The sequence below is a fragment of the Microcoleus sp. PH2017_08_TRC_O_A genome, assembly GCF_020738665.1.
Lineage (GTDB): Bacteria > Cyanobacteriota > Cyanobacteriia > Cyanobacteriales > Microcoleaceae > Microcoleus.
In genome coordinates this window covers 1-16,776 of the sequence record NZ_JAEQCE010000111.1, presented here as the reverse complement: position 1 = coordinate 16,776, position 16,776 = coordinate 1, and the positions used below count along the sequence as shown (strand labels likewise).

Sequence of the window (16,776 nt, the reverse complement as noted above, 5' to 3'; positions counted from 1 at the left end):
AGCTTATCTGGCATCCTTGGAGATTTACACCCGCGACGCATTTCCCGAAGACTGGGCAAGGAGTCAAAATAATTTGGCGAATGCCTACCTCTACAGAATTAGAGGGGAAAAAGCAGAGAATCTCGAAGCCGCGATCGCAGCTTTTGAGGCATCCTTGGAAATTTGGACCCGCGACGCATTTCCCGAAGACTGGGCAAGGAGTCAAAATAATTTGGCGACTGCCTACCTCTATAGAATCAGAGGGGAGAAAGCCGAGAATTTGGAACTGGCGATCGCAGCTTTTGAGGCAGCCTTAGAGATTTACACCCGCGACGCATTTCCCTTTGAATGGGCAAGGAGTCAAAATAATTTGGGGATGGCCTACCAAAACAGAATCAGAGGGAAAAAAGCCGAGAATTTGGAACTGGCGATCGCAGCTTTTGAGGCAGCCTTAGAGATTTACACCCGCGACGCATTTCCCTTTGAATGGGCAACGTGTCAAAATAATTTGGGGATGGCCTACCAAAACAGAATCAGAGGGGAAAAAGCCGAGAATTTGGAACTGGCGATCGAGGCTTATCTGGCAGCTTTAGAAGTTCACACTCGCAAGGATTTTCCGATCGAGCATGCTACAACTTTATATAATCTCGGAGTTGCCTACTGGGATAATTCCCAACTCCCAGAAGCTTACAATACCCTTAACTCTGCCATCGAGACAGTCGAATTAATGCGGAGTGAAATCATTATCGGCGGCGAAGCAGACAGGCAGAAATTAGCCGAAGAATGGAATGACCTTTATCAGGTAATGGTAGAAGTTTGCCTAGCAATGGAAAACTCCACCGCCGCCCTAGAATATGTCGAACGCAGCAAAACCCGAAACCTCGTAGAACTGTTTCACAAAGCCCGCAGCCTCCCCGATCGAGTACAGCGGATTAGTTTTGCAGAAATTCGCAGCCTGCTAGCTGAAAATGAGGCAATTTTGGAATGGTACATTACCCGATACAACTTTAAAGTTTTCATTATTACCCGCGACTCCACCAAACCCGATGTCTGGGAATCTTCCGATGCAGGCTTGCAAGCATTAGAAGAGTTTCAGCAGGAATATATCGATGACTACACCGACGAGGAAACCGACAACTGGGGAAATCAACTAGAAGCCCGCCTGGAAAAATTAGCCGAGATTCTCCACATCAATGAAATAATCGCCCGCTATATTCCCGAAAACTGCCAAAAATTAATCTTAGTTCCCTTCCGATACTTGCACCTATTCCCCCTACACGCCCTCACCAGCAGCCGACAAAAAGCCGACAAAACCGTAGAAACTGGATGTCTTCTCGAACTTTTCCCAGGCGGCGTGAGATACACACCCAGTTGCCAACTTTTGCAATTATCTCAGCGGGTAAATCTGACAGCCGAAGACACATCACCCAGCAAATTTTTTGCCATCCAAAACCCCACAGAAGATTTAGACTTCACCGACATCGAAGTCGAAGCCATTGCCAAATCTTTCAATCCCGCCGAAATATTGAGTCGGGAAAAGGCAAGTAAAGCAGGATTGCAACAACAAATTGCCAGCTTGCAAAATGCCGACATCGCCCACTTTTCCTGTCACGGCTTCTTCGACTTTGATAATCCCGAAAAATCCGCATTAATCCTAGCCGGCGCAAAAATTGCCAGCGATGGCGTTCCCTCCGAAGAAAAGCGTTACATTCGTTCCCGCCGAGGCGAAACCTACGACATCACAGAATGCCTGACTCTGACAGAAATCTTTGATTTGCAGTTAAGTAAGTGTCGTTTAGTAGCCCTTTCTGCCTGCGAAACTGGGTTAACCGATGCCAGGAATAGCACAGATGAGTATATCGGATTGACTAGCGGTTTTTTGTACGCCGGAACCACGAATGTGATTAGCACATTATGGGCTGTCAATGATGTATCTACGGCGATTTTAATGATAAGATTTTATGAGTTATTTCGTTCAGAAAGTCGGCCCGCTGTGTCGATTGCTTTGCGGGAGTCTCAGTTGTGGCTGCGGAGTTTGACTGTTAAAAGTTTGCTAGAATGGGTGGAAGTGTCGCAGTTGCTGAGTCACGAACATAAACAGACAATTCAAAACAGATACAATCGCGGTTACAAACAAGATTATCAACCTTATGAGTCTCCCGTATACTGGGCCGCTTTCTGTGCAGTTGGACAATAAGGGTGGGTATCAGAAACCGGGTTTCTGCGGAGATTTTTTGTTCCCGTTGAGATTTATCATAGAAACCCGGTTTCTTTTCGGCAATAAGTGTGGGTATCAGAAACCGGGTTTCTTCCGAGATTTTTTGTTCCCGTTGAGATTTATCATAGAAACCCGGTTTCTTTGACCTTAGTATAATGAAAGGAGAAATTAGCAATGACAGATGAACAATTTATTGCAGGCTTCCTAAAAGTCTTTGAAACCAAACCCGAAATATTTGAACAAGGCGGGGCGGTTGACGCTTTAGCAAATCTCAGCAACACGATATCCCAGATGGCGGATTCATCCAACAAGGAAGTAGCCGATGCCATTGGTAATTGGTGTGCAGACTATCCTAAAATAACAGATGAAATCAATTTAACGGCTAGAAAACTAAAACCAGAAGCCACCAAGACAGAAGGAGTAAACGAAAGACTATCAAACCGCTACCCAGAATTACCGGAAAATCTCAAAAAACGCCTTCCCAAATCCTAGCCACCGCGCCAATAACATGAGTGATATAATTTCTGCCCCCAATGTTTATTTATACGCTTTCCAACTGCAAAGAAACAGTAAGGGCAGCAATAATCCTCTCTGGAAACACTGCGACAATATCCTCGCCAACTTCACCGATGAAAGGGTAACACCCAATCTAGTTTTTCCCCAAAATTCCCACAGCAACCGCAACGATTTACTTCCCAATGTCTCCCTAGGATTCAACAGCTATCCACCCATAGAAGGTTTTGTACAACCGCTACAAATTCAAAAAGATAGCTATGCTTTCTGCTTAAACATCGGTTGCCCGGAAGATGGCACGGCTGATAATGTAGATGTCGATTTAATCCAGAAATTTAACCCAAATCAAGCCTTACTTATCGATGGCGATGACAACTTTTTAGGTCAAACTCTCCTGATTACCGCATGGCTTCCCGAAAACTCATCAGATAATTTAGATGCCCTCAAACCTCTTGCTGATAATTGCCGCAATGCTTTATTCCAAGGCGATTCACTACCTCCATTCTACTGTTCCGGGAAATTATTCGGCAGTCCAATTTTTGAATACGGTTCAATTATCGATATTGCGAATTACCGCCATTTGCTTGTCTGGCTGCTTGTTGACAAACAAACCGACGAAAATTTTAACACTTGCCAGGAAGAAATATTTGACCTACTATTTTACCGCAACAAAATCATCAAAGTTTTTCAAGACAGCCGCCTGATTTACGACGAACTCGATCGCGAATACGGCATTATTGAGAAAAATGTGGAGATATTGCAGGCTCAATTTTCCAGAGGAACCCTCTTAACTGCCGCCCAATTGCAAGAATTTCAGGAACAGCTAAAGCAACTCTTCAGCAAAGCTGTAACTTATACTCGCCTGCTGCGGAAACTCGAAGATTATGACAATACAATTGCCCTAAATCTTAACAATTACACTGACATTTTGCAGAAAATATGTGATATACTAGGAACCGATAAGGAAGAACTATCAATATTAAATAACTTCAGTAGAAAAACGGCTCCTTATATGCGATCGCAAATAGCAGGCGACTTAGGATATTTCCGCCACGGGACAAACTTAATCGACCAGGCGATCGCCTCAATTCGCGGCATAGTAGAAATAGAACAAGCCAGGAGCGATCGCACCAACCAACTCGCACTCCGCAACAGCGAGGACAAAGAGAAATATCGGGACGATCGCCTACAAAGCACAGTACAGGCGATCGGCGTCGGTTTAGCAGCCGGAGGTATCGCAGCATCAAGTGGCACTGACCAAGTATTCCAGACAGTTCAAAACCATCAAATCCCAGTGTTAATGCAGTGGCATCCCTTTGTATTTTCCTTTGCCTTGAGTTTTGCGATCGCCCTTTTCGCAGCCGGCATCACTTGGTGGCGCACTAAACCGAAAAAATAGTTGATCGTTGATAGTTGACAGTTGACAGCGAACTCTTTAAGACTGGAATTTAAACCTATTTCTAAAAACAATCCACCTTAAATACCCCGTTAATTCTTCAGTCCGCGAAGGCGGACTTCGTTTGTGTAGACGCGGTTTCAACCGCCGAGTCATCTTCCCCAAATTTTTTATAAATTTCAACAAAAAGCATCTGAGATCCAAATAACGTGTCAATATAGAGAATGTGACTTCAATTCTATTCTTTCCTCATGGGCAAACAGCGCGTTCTTTCAGGAGTTCAGCCAACAGGCAATCTTCACCTCGGTAACTATCTCGGTGCCATTCGCAACTGGGTAGAAGGTCAAAGCCAGTACGAAAATTACTTGTGCGTAGTCGATTTGCACGCAATTACGGCACCGCACAATCCAGCAACCCTAGCCTCCGACAGTTACACACTCGCCGCTCTCTATTTAGCTTGCGGCATCGATTTAGAATATTGTACTATTTTCATCCAATCCCACGTCTCGGCTCACGCAGAACTAGCATGGCTGCTCAACTGCATTACGCCGATTAACTGGCTCGAAGATATGATTCAGTTTAAAGAAAAAGCAGTTAAACAAGGCGAAAATGTCAACGCCGGCTTGCTAAATTATCCCGTGTTGATGGCAGCCGACATCTTGCTTTACGATGCCGACAAAGTGCCTGTGGGAGAAGACCAAAAACAGCATTTGGAACTCACCCGCGATATTGTCATCAGATTAAACCACCAATTCGGTACACCAGAAAAACCCATTTTGAAACTGCCCGAACCGTTAATTCGGACTGAGGGCGCGAGGGTAATGAGTTTGACAGATGGTACGCGTAAAATGTCAAAATCTGACCCTTCAGAACAAAGTAGAATTAATTTGTTGGATTCGCCAGATACAATTAGCAAAAAAATCAAGCGCTGCAAAACCGATGCCGTGCGGGGCTTAACTTTCGACGATCGCGATCGCCCAGAAGCGAGAAATTTGCTAACACTTTATCTCCTGCTTTCCGGCAAATCGAAGGAAGAAGTAGCAGCGGAATGTGAAAATATGGGTTGGGGAGATTTCAAACCATTGTTGACAGAGACGACAATTAATGCCCTCAAACCTATTCAGGATAAATACAAAGAAATAATGGACGAACCGGGATATTTAGAATCTGTACTCCGTCAAGGAAGAGAACAAGCAGAAACTATTGCCAACCAAACTTTGAATAAGGTTAAAACTGCTTTTGGTTATTCTCTACCTAATTAGTCAGTAGTTATTAGTTATTGGTTATTGGTTATGGGTTATTAGTTATTGGTTACTGGTTATTGGTTATTGCAAAACTTCAAAAACAACAAATAACAAATAACAAATAACAAATAACAACTAACAAATAACAACTAACAACTGTCAACTGCCAACTGTCAACTGTCAACTGTCAACTGTCAACTAACTATGAACCGTTTTCGCACAGCCTGTACAACTCCCGGAGAATTCATAATTACCGCCGAAGTTGCCCCGCCCAAAGGTGGCGATATGGCGCACACCTTGGCAATGGCTGAACTTCTGAAAAACAGAGTGCACGCCATTAACATCACAGACGGAAGCCGCGCAGTTCTGCGAATGTGTCCCCTAGCCGTTTCCGCAATTCTATTGCAGCGGGGAATTGAGCCGATTTGTCAAGTTGCTTGTCGCGATCGCAATCAAATAGGCCTGCAAGCCGATCTCATGGGAGCGCACGCCTTAGGCATCCATAATATCTTGGCACTCACCGGCGATCCAGTCAAAGCAGGCGACCATCCAAAGGCCAAAAGTGTATTCGATTTAGAATCAGTGCGGCTGCTACAAGTCATTCAAAAAATGAACGGCGGCCTTGACTGGAATGACAAAGCTTTAACAGACGGAGTTACCGATTTATTTGTCGGTGCCGCTGTCGATCCGCAATGCCCCAGTTGGTCGGGTTTACAAAGCCGATTTGAGAAAAAAGTCGAAGCTGGAGCCCAGTTTTTTCAGAGCCAATTAATTACAGATTTTGACGTTTTAGATAAGTTTATGCAGCAAATTGCTGCTGGCTGCAACAAACCAATTTTAGCAGGAATCTTTTTGTTTAAATCAGCTAAAAATGCTGAATTTATAAAAAAATACGTACCGGGAGTTCACATACCGCAAGAGACGATCGACCGTTTGGCAAACTCCCCACAACCCTTGCAGGAAGGCATAAGAATTGCAGCCGAACAAGTCAAACTAGCGCGGCAATTGTGTCAAGGAGTGCACATGATGGCCGTCAAGCGAGAAGATTTGATTCCGCAAATATTGGATTTGGCTGGTATCGAGCCGCTGAGCTAAAATTGAGTTACTGCTAGCATTTTAAAATCCACAGGACAGTCATGGTTCGGGAGCATCTCAGTTTTGCATTTACAGCGCTGTCCCCGCGTGCTTCTACACGCGAGCGGGGACAGCACGGAAGATAAAAAATGCTTCTTGCAAAACAGAGATGCTCCCCGCACGACCTCCGTCAATATGAGATTATAACTAATAACTTATATCCGGTCACGGTTCGCCCTCTTTAAAAACCAGATGCAGCCCTCCGCCAGAAGTCGCACCACAATAATAAACCCGTAGTACCAGCCATTTACTTGCAACAAAGCCGATCGCATTTCTCACTCTCAACTCACAGAATCCCGTTTGCAGCACTGAAATTCTAGGAGTGCCACTCAAATGAGTGTCACTCAAATGAGTGTCACTCGAAAATGCGACTGGGCGATCGCTCGGTGCGATCGCTACAACAGTTGTAGATGCTTGGAAACAAAGGGATTGAGATATTCAGGCTTTGTTTATTTGGTACATCAATCAAAAAAAAAGCTTCTTTATGGAAAAAATCACAAATTGATTTAGGAAATCTCTGAATAGTAACTTGTAAAAAAGTACAAAAGACAATGAATGATTAAACAATTAACCCAAAAGGCTTAGTTGCTCACCTACTAATATATAATCGTCGAAACTACGTTCAAATTAAGGACTTAAGTTATGCCGCGCCCCATAGTTCTCATACACGGTTACTCAGCTAATTCAACGGCTTTTAGTGAGTGGGAAAAAATTCTTGAAACTCACTACAAAAACAGAGAGATTATAGTCCTCCATACAGCTAGCTATAAATCTCTTACTAATGAGATAACCATCAAAGATATTGCTGAAGCATTTGACCGAGTGCTTCGCTCCTATATTGAAGATGATGAATTTGATGCCATTGTTCATTCAACTGGAATGCTAGTTATTCGCGCTTGGTTAACTACTTACGCCTATGCTGCTAATGTCAATCGTCGGAGTCGCCTCAAACACTTGATTGGATTAGCACCAGCAACTTTTGGCTCTCCTTTAGCCCATAAAGGAAGAAGTTGGTTGGGTTCGGTTATAACCGGACATAAAATACTTGGGCCTGATTTTCTCGAAGCTGGAAATCTGATTTTGGATAATCTTGAATTAGGTAGTCGTTTCACTTGGGATCTTGCTCATCTTGACTTAATTGGCTCTGCCCAAAATAAACCCAAAAATGAGCCCTACTATGGCGAAGATAACAAGACGCCTTATGTGTTTATTTTCTGTGGCAATCAGGGATATGACGGATTGAGGGGATTAGCTAATACTGCTGGATCTGATGGTACTGTGAGATGGGCAGGTTGCGCTCTTAACAGCCGCAAATTAATTCTTGATTTGACGCAAGATCCATCTCAAAATAAAGACAAGCCTGTAGAAGAACGAGGCAAACCAGACGAACATCCAGAACACCAGATTGATATTCCACTGGTGCTAATTGATGGTCACAATCACAATACAATTGTGCATAATCCTAGAAAAAATCCAGACTTTATTGAGTTGGTTCTACAAGCTTTAGATGTTTCTGATAAAGACAGTTTTGGTAGCTGGACAGCTAAGGCTCAAGCTCATATGGAGAGCATGAAAAATACAAAAGGAGAGCAATGGGAAGAATGGCAACAGTTTATTATTCGTGTTGTAGATGAGCGTCTCGATCCAGTTACAGATTGGAATGTTCAGTTTTTGATGAAGGATAAAGAGGGCAAAGAATTTTGGTTAGATGACAAGTCATATTTAGATGTTCATACCTACACTAAGGACAAAAGTTTGCGATGTTTTCATGTCAATTTAAGTAAACTGAAGCCGGAAAGCCTTTCTGAATTATGTATGAAGTTGATTGTTTCATCTGGAACTAGCCTTGTGGCGTATTACGGTTGTGGAAGTGGAAAAATTACTCTAGAGGGCGAGCCACAACAGTCAGATGGAAGATGGGATGCAGAATTGAACTTAGATCATCTTCTAAATGCAAAAGTTAAATTTTTCTGTCCTTTTACAACTACTCTTATTGAGATTCGTCTGAATCGCGAACCAATGCCAATAAACAGAGCGAAAGAAAATTCTATTTTAACTTTTGTAGAGAAGCCAAAGTAAGGTTTGTAGAGCAAGAAAGCGATGCTCTCACTTTAATCTGGTTCTTACCAAAAATATAGCGGGACTGCTATTGGTATATAGCGATTCTCAAAAATATGAGGTACGTTGTTGGGAAGAGAGCCCTATACGTTTCAGTCGTTATATAACCTGTCAGTCATACCTCACCTTTTTGAGAAAGGCTATAGGTAAGTAGACAGGAAAATTTATCGTGGAAACAAGGCAGATGGCCGAAGGGAGAACGGAAAAGGGTTTTAGTTAAGTTTACTTTTCGTTACATATTTCTATTTATTGGGGCGTTTCTACTGATGAGGGAATTGCTAGCAGCGAATTGCTGCCTGAGTTAGACTTATCTTTATGGAAGCGCTACATTTTGTTGGCGCCGCCATTGGAACCATTAAAAGAGTTTCGTAAAGGCATTAGTAGCAATGACTGATTCAAATTTGCTCGATCGCGATAATATCAAAATAGTAGAATCGCAAATTTCAGAAGTTACTGTGTACACCGATCGCGCTTTGATAACCCGCCGTGGCACAGTAGCCCTGACGGGAAACGAGTGCGAATTAACTGTAGCCTCTCTCCCCACAACCCTCGAAACCGAGTCAGTCAGGGCTACCGGTGCAGGTACAGTCGCCGTGCGATTGCTGGGAGTGCACACCGAAACTCTGTTTCACAGCGAACCTACGGGCGATCGCATCGCCGAATTAACCGCACAAATCCAAGAGTTAGAAACCCAAAAACGCGCCATAAAAGACCAAATCGCCTCCCGAAAAATTCAACTCAACTTTGTTGAAAATTTGAGCGAAAAAAGCGTCAGTTCCTTTGCTAGCAGCATTTCCAAGCAGCAGATCGGTTTGAACGAAGCCGGCGAATTGCTCAATTTTTTAGGCAGTAATTATAAAAAGTACATAAGTGCGATCGCCCAACACGAAAGACAGCAGCGAGACTTAGACAAGCAAATAGAAGCATTGCGCCAGCAGTTGCGCCAAGTACAAACTCCCTATTCCCAGCAAAGTTTTAACATCATTGTGGCGATCGAACCCAGCGGCAGCGGCAATTTTGAACTAGAAGTTTCCTATGTAGTAACGCGAGCCCGTTGGACTCCCCTGTACGACTTGCGAGTCAATACTACCAACAACCAAATCAATCTCAATTACCTAGCCGAAGTCAACCAAAACACAGGCGAAGATTGGACGGGAGTAGCGCTGACTTTATCCACAGCCAAACCCGGAATGGGAACTTTGCCACCAAAACTCCAACCCTGGTTTATCGATATTGTTCGCCCAAAACCTGCTCCAACCCCAGAATTTATGAAAGCACGACGCGTACAGACTGAGGATGCAGAAATAGGAACAGATTATATAGAATTAGAGATGGAAAACGAGCCACAATTTGCAATGATGGCTATGCGAAGTGCTGCTCCCGCACCAGAACCTATAGCAGCTCAAACGGCGACAGCAAGAGTATCTAAAGAAGGCAGCACCGTTTCATTTCAAGTCGGAGGAAATACCAATATTCCCAGCGACGGCACACCGCACAAAGTCACTATTTTCAGCGATAATTATCCCTCTAAACCTGAATACATCGCCATTCCTCATTTAGTCAGTTTCGCTTATTTGCAAGCAATTGTCACCAATCCGACGACAGGTGCAACTCTGCTGCCCGGTAAAGCCAATATCTTTCGCGACAATACTTTTGTCGGTAATGTGCAGTTAGAAAATGTTTCCCCTGGCGAAGAATTTAAGCTTAATTTAGGAATAGATGAAGGCTTAAAAATAGAGCGAGAATTAGTGGAAAGACAAGTCGATAAAAAACTGATCGGCAATCAGCGGCGCACGACTTACGCCTATCGGTTAATTTTGACCAACTTGCACCAAGTGCCTGCTAAGTTGACACTAAAAGAGCAACTTCCAGTCACTCGAAAGGAGCAAATAAAAGTGCGGTTGACTCAGACTAATCCGAAGATAGTAGCAGGTGAAATGGGACTCTTGGAATGGATAATCTCTATGCCACCGCAAGCCAAGCAAGAGTTATATTACCAGTTTGTGGTCGAACATCCTCCCGAGTTAACAGTCATCGGTTTAGATATTTAATTAGGATTTACACTCTCAAGCTGTAGCGCCAGCTACAGCTTATATCAATTATGCAAAATATTGCTAAATATCAGTTAAAAGCGAGCATTTGTACGGAAACGGCTGAGATTAATACTAATTTAAAAAAATGATGCAACACTCTTCCATAGTCTTGTAAGGGCAATCCCACGCCCGATCGCCCGATAGATATGGGGTAGGCTTTCTTGGCACTACCCCTACAAATTTTGTGAATCATTTAGGATTGCTGTAGCACTATTTTTCAGAATTGGTATTGGTTAATGAGCAAGCAGCTAATTTTTTCTCAGTACACAACTGCTGAAACAATAAATCTGCGATTGATTCATAAGCTGGGGCTGTGGGGTGTACGCCATCCCGAAAATAACTTTCTACCGTGGTTTTCGGCAATTTTGACCAGGCTGCGTGAGTGTCTATGAGTGGAATTTTCAAAGCTTTTAGCCGATCGACAAACTGGGATTTAAACCTCGGCTGATTCGGTACCGGCAGTAAATCGGAGCGATCGCAAGTATACAACACAAACAACGGAATATTCGACTCTCGCACCAAAGCCACTATTTGCTCAAATCGCTGCATATTTTCCCTAAACCGTTGCGTTTCCGGCACCGGCACACCCCCCACAGGGGAATTCGGCACAAAAACACTGGAAAATCGGGGCATAACGTATCTGTCAAACACTTCTTGAATTGCCAATAACGGTTGGCGATTCGGCATCAGGGGGTTATTTTTGAGTCCCGCGCTGGTACTTGAAGGTTGTAGCAAATCGTGAGTACCAATTTGCAAAATCACAGCATCGCTTTCAAAAGTGCCAAACTTCCGAATATATCCCAATTGATTGCCAATTCCCCAAGATCCCGCAGAAGCATTTAGCACCTGAACCTGCTTTTTGATGCCCAACAAACGCGCTGCCAACAATTCTGTAATAGTTTCTGCCTGATCCGTGCTATTATTGCCATTGAGAACCGAGTCTCCTGTCATCAAAATTCTGATAGTACCTTCAGGCTTGGCTGAATCGATTTGTTCAGACCGTTGAGAAAATTGATTGTACTGAAGTCTATTGCCAAAACGATATACAAGTTGATTTGGTGCAAATATATACCCAGCCTCAGCATCAGCTTGCAGCAAAGCAGGATTTCCGAATCCCAGCAAGCGCAACGTAAGTTCGATCGCGCTCAAAGATGCGATCGCACAACCGGGCATCCAATACCTAGCTTTCACAAACCTACCTGTAATTGGTAAACTGCAAAGCCATCGGATAATCTTCTTGCTTCAAGCGTTGAATTACCAACTGCAAATCATCCTTATCCTTGGCAGAAACGCGGACTGCATCACCTTGAATCGAGCCTTGAATTTTTTTAAATTCATCTCGAATTAATTTAGTGATTTTTTTGGCAATTTCCTGATCAATCCCTTTTTTGAGTTTGATTTCTTGGCGTACTCTAGTACCACTAGCAGCTTCAATTTTGCCGTAATCAAAAATTTTCAGAGATAAATTCCGCTTAGCGGCTTTTGTTTGCAAAACAGTGTGAATGGCATCGAGAGTAAATTCGCTGTCCGTATTGACAGTAATCGATTCTGCGCCCAATTCCACGGTGGTTTTGGTATCTTTCAAGTCGTAGCGGCTTTGAATTTCCCGCACTGTTTGGTCAACGGCGTTAACTAATTCTTGCCTGTCGAACTCGCTGACAATATCAAATGAATAATTAGCAGCCATAAATTAGTAATTGGTAAATTGGTAATTGGCCCGCGCAGGTCATTGGCCCGCGCAGGGCATTGGGGAATGGGGAATGGGGAATGGGGAATGGGGAATGGGTGGTTGGTAGTTAGTAGTTCGTAGTTGGTAATTAGTCATTAATTAAGCGTCTCTCAACTAATGACAACTAACAACTAACAACTAACAACTAACAACTAACAACTGACAACTGACAACTGACAATTACCCATTAACAGCCATCAAACTGAAATAGAATAAAGAGAAAGTGCAAGTAGAACTAATCGCAAACATGAGCGATCGCCCCAGAGGCACATTCAGAATATAGAAAACCGAAAACAACAATCGGGCTACAGGAAAAGCGATTCCAGCCCAGCCCGCCGCCTCCGAATCTATTCCTGTCACAAAAGCCATCAAAGCCGCCGCTGAAAACAGCATAAACGTCTCAAACGAATTTTGGTGAGCCCAAGTTGCCCGCTGAGCGTAACCGGGCAACCTATCAAACATAGCGCGAGGTGCTGCTTGGTCATAGCCTAGCTGCAACCGAGCAAGGGCAACCACCAAAAACGGTGCGTAAACCAGCGCAGCAGCAGCAGCAACAGAATCAAGCAAAATAACCGACACAGGCAATCCCAACAACATCATCCGCCTCGCATTTCAATCAAAATAGAACAGAGTAACCACTTTGCGCTGTTCCTCCGCATCCTGGCAAGTTTTCAGCAAAGTGTGGCTTTCGTGAAAAGCAAAACAGATCAGTTGCTGACAGCGAGAAATAATCTCCTGATTGCACATGGCGCTGGCTTCCGGGAGAGACAAGCTGTCATTTTTGGGATTTTCTACCAAATGTATGACTTGTTCGAGCTGCTCGCGGGACTCCCGAGGCTGGCGGCTCATGCTTTGCGGCAAAATCACCGTCAGCAGATTAGGATCTGCTCGCATTGCCCCCCGAATTGCGGCTGAATTGGTGCCTGTAGCCCCCGATGTGATGAGCTGGTTGCCTCCCAGAACTAAGGCGTAGCTCAGCATCTCAATTAGCTGCTGGTGGGTAATAGGAACGTGGCGAGAACCCAAAAGAGCAACCCGCTTGGAGCTTGTTTGCTGGATCGCCGCAAGTTCTTGTAAAAAATCATCAACTCTGGGTAGCTCAATTGATTGACTCAAAGAATTTATTAAATTAAATAAAACTACGTTGTGGATTCTAGCAGACTAACTAGCAATTGCCACCAAAAAGAAGTTAAGAATTGCTGATTAACGGTATCTGACTAGAGGAGCGGGAGATTTGAGGAACCCAGAAGGCAGAATGTCTAAAAGCATTCGGCAGCCAGAGCAGAAGGTACGATTCAATAAAAATTGAGGATTTAAGAATTTTGAGTTTTTATTTTTTAAACCAAAAATCCTCTCTGCCTTCTTGCCTCTGCCGAATATGTTGTTCGCTCAGTTCCCGCTGCCGAATACCTTCAGATCCGGTGGCCTTGTTAATGAACTCGATCGCCCAAACCCAATGATGCCATCATGGCCTTAAGGTCAAAGTGTTCTGCCATTAGCTGAGTAACGCATTCCACCTTGATGCGTTCGTGCAGGCGCACGCTGCCAAAGGTGCTGTCGATAATTTCCACCGTGGTTAAGGTATCCAAATCAACAGATAAAACTGGAATTTCCATTTCTTCTGCTCTGCCGATTACCAAGGGAGAAGGAGGCAAGTGGCCTGTGAGAATTAAGCACTGAGTCGAGCTTTCCAGAGCCGCGAGCTGAATGTCCGTGCGATCGCCCCCGGTGACTACCGCCATATTTCTGGCTTTGCGGAAATACTTCATAGCTGAGCTAACATTCATCGCACCAATTGTCAAGGTTTCCACCATCAAATCCAAGCGGTCTCGACGGCAGAGAACATCAGCTTTCAATTGGTGGACTAATTCTTTGACGCTGACACTCCGCAGCAAAGCGCTTCTCGGCAGCATTCCCAAAACTGGAATACCGCTAGCTTCCAGAAAAGGGCGCACAGTCGCAGTTACGGATTCAAGTTTGTCGGAGGGAACATCGTTGAGCACGACGCCTATCAAGCGCGAGCCCAAGCGCCGCTTCGCTGACAGCAAATCGTCTATATAAAGATCGATCGGGCGCACTACCAGCAGCACAGAGGCATCAATGGCATCAGCGATTTGAGACAAAGACAAGTCAAACAGACTGCCTTCCTCCAAATTAGCAGGGCCTTCTAACAGCACCAAGTCTCCGCTGGGATTTTGCAAATATTGCGCCAGAGACTGGCGGTAATCTGTCTTGTCTTCTTGGCGCAAACGCTTGTGAACCGTCTCTTCGTCCAAATACAGCAGTGTTGACGGCATCTGACTTTCTGAGAGTTTAAGCGTCTCTACCGCGAACCGCACATCTTCCTCCGCCACTCCAGCTCCCTCCGAGCTGAAACAGGTTCCCAGCGGTTTGCCGTAGGCGATTGCCATTCCTTGTTCCCGGAGTGCCAGCGCCATCCCCAGGGCGATCGCGGACTTGCCGCTGTAAGCTTTTGTCGAACCGATCAGCAAATATTTAGTCAATTTGGGTACGCCTTCTCTCCTCAATTTGCACCTGTCTATTTAAATAAATTTAGTTTATTCAACAGTATTTTCGCACTGCGAGTCAATTTCGCAATATGATTATACTCGATTTTGTCACTTTTGTGCAGAGCGTTTTTTTGAGGGGAACTTTTATTCATTTGTTCGCCACCCTTTTGTTAGCTTTTTTTACATCTTTATTTTCATGTTTTTTCGATTTTCGGTTGTTAAGAACTATTTGTCAACAGCATTTAAAAATAATAATTTTATAATAAATATTTGAGTGATAAATAAACCTATCGATCAAGGCAGATGCAACGTATATAATAGACGCAGAGGCCTTTCAATATAGGAAAGCAATTTTTGCACTCTTGTCTAATGATGCAATAACTCAGTTATAGCGATTCTCAATTTCCGTAAGGTACACGGGATCCTTAATTACATGGCTTACAAACAAACCTCAAGAAACTGGGTTTTTCACAAAATGTGAGTTTTTTGGGCTAGTATTTTCGTAAAAAAGCCCGGTTTCTGCCAACACCTACGTCCAGGACTAAGGAGCGCAAATTAAATAATTTACACATATTTGTGGAATGGGCGTCCCGCCCGTTCAGAAAGGACGGGCGGGACGCCCATTCCACAAGAATAATAAAAATTGTAAGTTATTTAATTCTCATTCCTAAGTTACCAATTACGAAAAATTCAAGCGTCGATCGCTGTTGTTGAGCAAGGCTATAGTACAATACGGTTCACTTAACACTTTTTATGCCCCGGATATCCCCCTAAATCCCCCTTAAGAAGGGGGACTTTAAGAGCTTTCTTGTCCCACCCCCTACTCCCCTTGGGAAGGGGGGTTAGGGGGGATCTGTCTTAAGTGAACAGTATTGGGCTATAGTATTGCGCCTTCTGAAATACAAGGCTTGCGCATGGGAGGCGAGAAACTCGGTTTATTCGTAGATTTCTCGTTACTAAGGAATGAAAATTAAATAACTTCCACTCTTGAAAGTGGGATGGGCGTCCCGCCCATCCCACCATAACAATTAAAATTGTAAGTTATTTAATTCGCGATCCTAAACACAAAATCTCGTAGAAACCGAGTTTCACTCTTGTCGCAAGCGCGTAACTCCTCAAAATAGAAATAGCGCACCAATAATATAATCTCGCCGTCCCGATGGCATTACATTATTAGCGCGCATTTTAGGGCCGCAATCAATTACAAACTTTTGGGAGCGCGGGTGCGGTGAAAATTAGTCATCCATACGCATCAGCTTGCGGTAAAACGTTTTAGAAAAATCGACGGTACGAGTCCGCTGAAAAGTTAGGAGTACCTCAATTAAACAACTGACAAACTCAGAACTTTGCATAGTCACTTCGTAGCTGAGTTCAGCATTACCGTCAAACAACACCCGACAGCGGGTCAAATCCATCGGCAGCGACGAGATATTCCAACTAGCGACAAAGGGTATATCTTCGCCGCCGTCAATTTTTCTTGCCCCCTCCAAGCTTTTGAGCTTGTAGAGGCCAATAGCGTGGGGCAAGAACTTGCGCCTGGGCTCTTGATAGAAAGGCGCGTAGACTTTCACTTCTTTGTCGTCGGCTGGTTTCAGTTGAGGAAGAGACATATTTCCGCATCCTGACAGTGGGTTGAGATCATCTGCAAAAACTAGCAGATATTCCTGGTCGATCGCAAGCAAAACTCAGTCTATTTTGGATTTGGGGATTTTAGATTTTAGATTTTAGATTTACAAGAACAGATGGCTCTCCAGAACTTATGGTGATAATTTTATCTAATGCAAGAAACAAGCTAATACGCGATTTCTAAAATTATCAAAATTAGAAAAGCCATACCCTTGT

At 43.9% G+C, this 16,776-nt stretch carries 14 protein-coding genes; 7 read left to right on the top strand and 7 right to left on the bottom strand.

Annotated elements, in window-relative coordinates; genetic code table 11:
• From JGK22_RS29005 to JGK22_RS28985, 5 genes are all read left to right on the top strand, one after another.
• The coding region (locus JGK22_RS29005) for a CHAT domain-containing protein (RefSeq protein WP_293203140.1) at positions 1-2,176 on the top strand (2,176 nt) is incomplete at its 5' end.
• 195 nt (positions 2,177-2,371) lie between these two features.
• Entirely contained in the window at positions 2,372-2,689 is a 318-nt protein-coding gene (locus JGK22_RS29000; protein ID WP_293184294.1) for a hypothetical protein, read from the top strand.
• 16 nt (positions 2,690-2,705) lie between these two features.
• Positions 2,706-4,109: a hypothetical protein gene (locus JGK22_RS28995; RefSeq protein ID WP_293184297.1), complete on the top strand. Its 1,404-nt coding sequence runs from the start codon at positions 2,706-2,708 to the stop codon at positions 4,107-4,109.
• A gap of 248 nt (positions 4,110-4,357) precedes the next feature.
• Positions 4,358-5,368, top strand: a complete 1,011-nt coding sequence (trpS, locus tag JGK22_RS28990; RefSeq protein WP_293213251.1) for a tryptophan--tRNA ligase — start codon at positions 4,358-4,360, stop codon at positions 5,366-5,368.
• A gap of 186 nt (positions 5,369-5,554) precedes the next feature.
• Positions 5,555-6,445, top strand: coding sequence for a methylenetetrahydrofolate reductase (locus tag JGK22_RS28985; protein ID WP_293184303.1), 891 nt, complete (start codon positions 5,555-5,557; stop codon positions 6,443-6,445).
• A gap of 204 nt (positions 6,446-6,649) precedes the next feature.
• On the opposite strand, the gene JGK22_RS28980 is transcribed toward JGK22_RS28985, so the two are convergent.
• Positions 6,650-6,832 carry a hypothetical protein gene (locus tag JGK22_RS28980; protein WP_293196139.1) on the bottom strand — a complete coding sequence of 61 codons (183 nt, stop codon included), beginning with the start codon at positions 6,830-6,832 and terminating at the stop codon, positions 6,650-6,652.
• Positions 6,833-7,126: 294 nt separating this feature from the next.
• On the opposite strand from JGK22_RS28980, the gene JGK22_RS28975 reads away from it, so the two are divergent.
• Both JGK22_RS28975 and JGK22_RS28970 read left to right on the top strand, forming a co-directional pair.
• Positions 7,127-8,563, top strand: coding sequence for an alpha/beta hydrolase (locus JGK22_RS28975; protein ID WP_293184306.1), 1,437 nt, complete (start codon positions 7,127-7,129; stop codon positions 8,561-8,563).
• A 425-nt stretch (positions 8,564-8,988) separates the two neighbouring features.
• Positions 8,989-10,653, top strand: coding sequence for a mucoidy inhibitor MuiA family protein (locus tag JGK22_RS28970; RefSeq protein WP_293196143.1), 1,665 nt, complete (start codon positions 8,989-8,991; stop codon positions 10,651-10,653).
• Between the two features lie 252 nt (positions 10,654-10,905).
• Here the strand turns inward: JGK22_RS28970 and JGK22_RS28965 are convergent, their stop codons facing one another.
• The 6 genes from JGK22_RS28965 to ebsA all read right to left on the bottom strand — a co-directional run bounded on the left by JGK22_RS28965 (position 10,906) and on the right by ebsA (position 16,544).
• On the bottom strand, positions 10,906-11,886 hold the full coding sequence (locus JGK22_RS28965) for an SGNH/GDSL hydrolase family protein (protein WP_293190812.1): 981 nt from the start codon (positions 11,884-11,886) through the stop codon (positions 10,906-10,908).
• Positions 11,887-11,890: 4 nt separating this feature from the next.
• Positions 11,891-12,382 (bottom strand): YajQ family cyclic di-GMP-binding protein, encoded by a 492-nt coding sequence (locus JGK22_RS28960; protein WP_293184314.1) that lies wholly within the window; start codon positions 12,380-12,382, stop codon positions 11,891-11,893.
• A 222-nt stretch (positions 12,383-12,604) separates the two neighbouring features.
• On the bottom strand, positions 12,605-13,021 hold the full coding sequence (locus tag JGK22_RS28955; protein WP_293184317.1) for an MAPEG family protein: 417 nt from the start codon (positions 13,019-13,021) through the stop codon (positions 12,605-12,607).
• Positions 13,022-13,036: 15 nt separating this feature from the next.
• Positions 13,037-13,540: a DNA recombination-mediator protein A gene (locus JGK22_RS28950; protein ID WP_293131869.1), complete on the bottom strand. Its 504-nt coding sequence runs from the start codon at positions 13,538-13,540 to the stop codon at positions 13,037-13,039.
• Between the two features lie 314 nt (positions 13,541-13,854).
• Positions 13,855-14,952 (bottom strand): phosphotransacetylase family protein, encoded by a 1,098-nt coding sequence (locus tag JGK22_RS28945; RefSeq protein ID WP_293184320.1) that lies wholly within the window; start codon positions 14,950-14,952, stop codon positions 13,855-13,857.
• A 1,217-nt stretch (positions 14,953-16,169) separates the two neighbouring features.
• Positions 16,170-16,544, bottom strand: a complete 375-nt coding sequence (gene ebsA, locus JGK22_RS28940) for a type IV pilus biogenesis protein EbsA (RefSeq protein ID WP_293184323.1) — start codon at positions 16,542-16,544, stop codon at positions 16,170-16,172.
• Positions 16,545-16,776: the final 232 nt, after the last annotated feature.

Excerpts from the sequence above, each read along its gene's own strand:
- ebsA (WP_293184323.1), bottom strand. The coding sequence starts at position 16,544 with ATGTCTCTTCCTCAACTGAAACCAGCCGACGACAAAGAAGTGAAAGTC.
- JGK22_RS28970 (WP_293196143.1), top strand. The coding sequence starts at position 8,989 with ATGACTGATTCAAATTTGCTCGATCGCGATAATATCAAAATAGTAGAA.
- JGK22_RS28995 (WP_293184297.1), top strand. The coding sequence starts at position 2,706 with ATGAGTGATATAATTTCTGCCCCCAATGTTTATTTATACGCTTTCCAA.
- JGK22_RS28960 (WP_293184314.1), bottom strand. The coding sequence starts at position 12,382 with ATGGCTGCTAATTATTCATTTGATATTGTCAGCGAGTTCGACAGGCAA.
- JGK22_RS28955 (WP_293184317.1), bottom strand. The coding sequence starts at position 13,021 with ATGTTGTTGGGATTGCCTGTGTCGGTTATTTTGCTTGATTCTGTTGCT.
- JGK22_RS28975 (WP_293184306.1), top strand. The coding sequence starts at position 7,127 with ATGCCGCGCCCCATAGTTCTCATACACGGTTACTCAGCTAATTCAACG.
- JGK22_RS28985 (WP_293184303.1), top strand. The coding sequence starts at position 5,555 with ATGAACCGTTTTCGCACAGCCTGTACAACTCCCGGAGAATTCATAATT.
- trpS (WP_293213251.1), top strand. The coding sequence starts at position 4,358 with ATGGGCAAACAGCGCGTTCTTTCAGGAGTTCAGCCAACAGGCAATCTT.
- JGK22_RS29000 (WP_293184294.1), top strand. The coding sequence starts at position 2,372 with ATGACAGATGAACAATTTATTGCAGGCTTCCTAAAAGTCTTTGAAACC.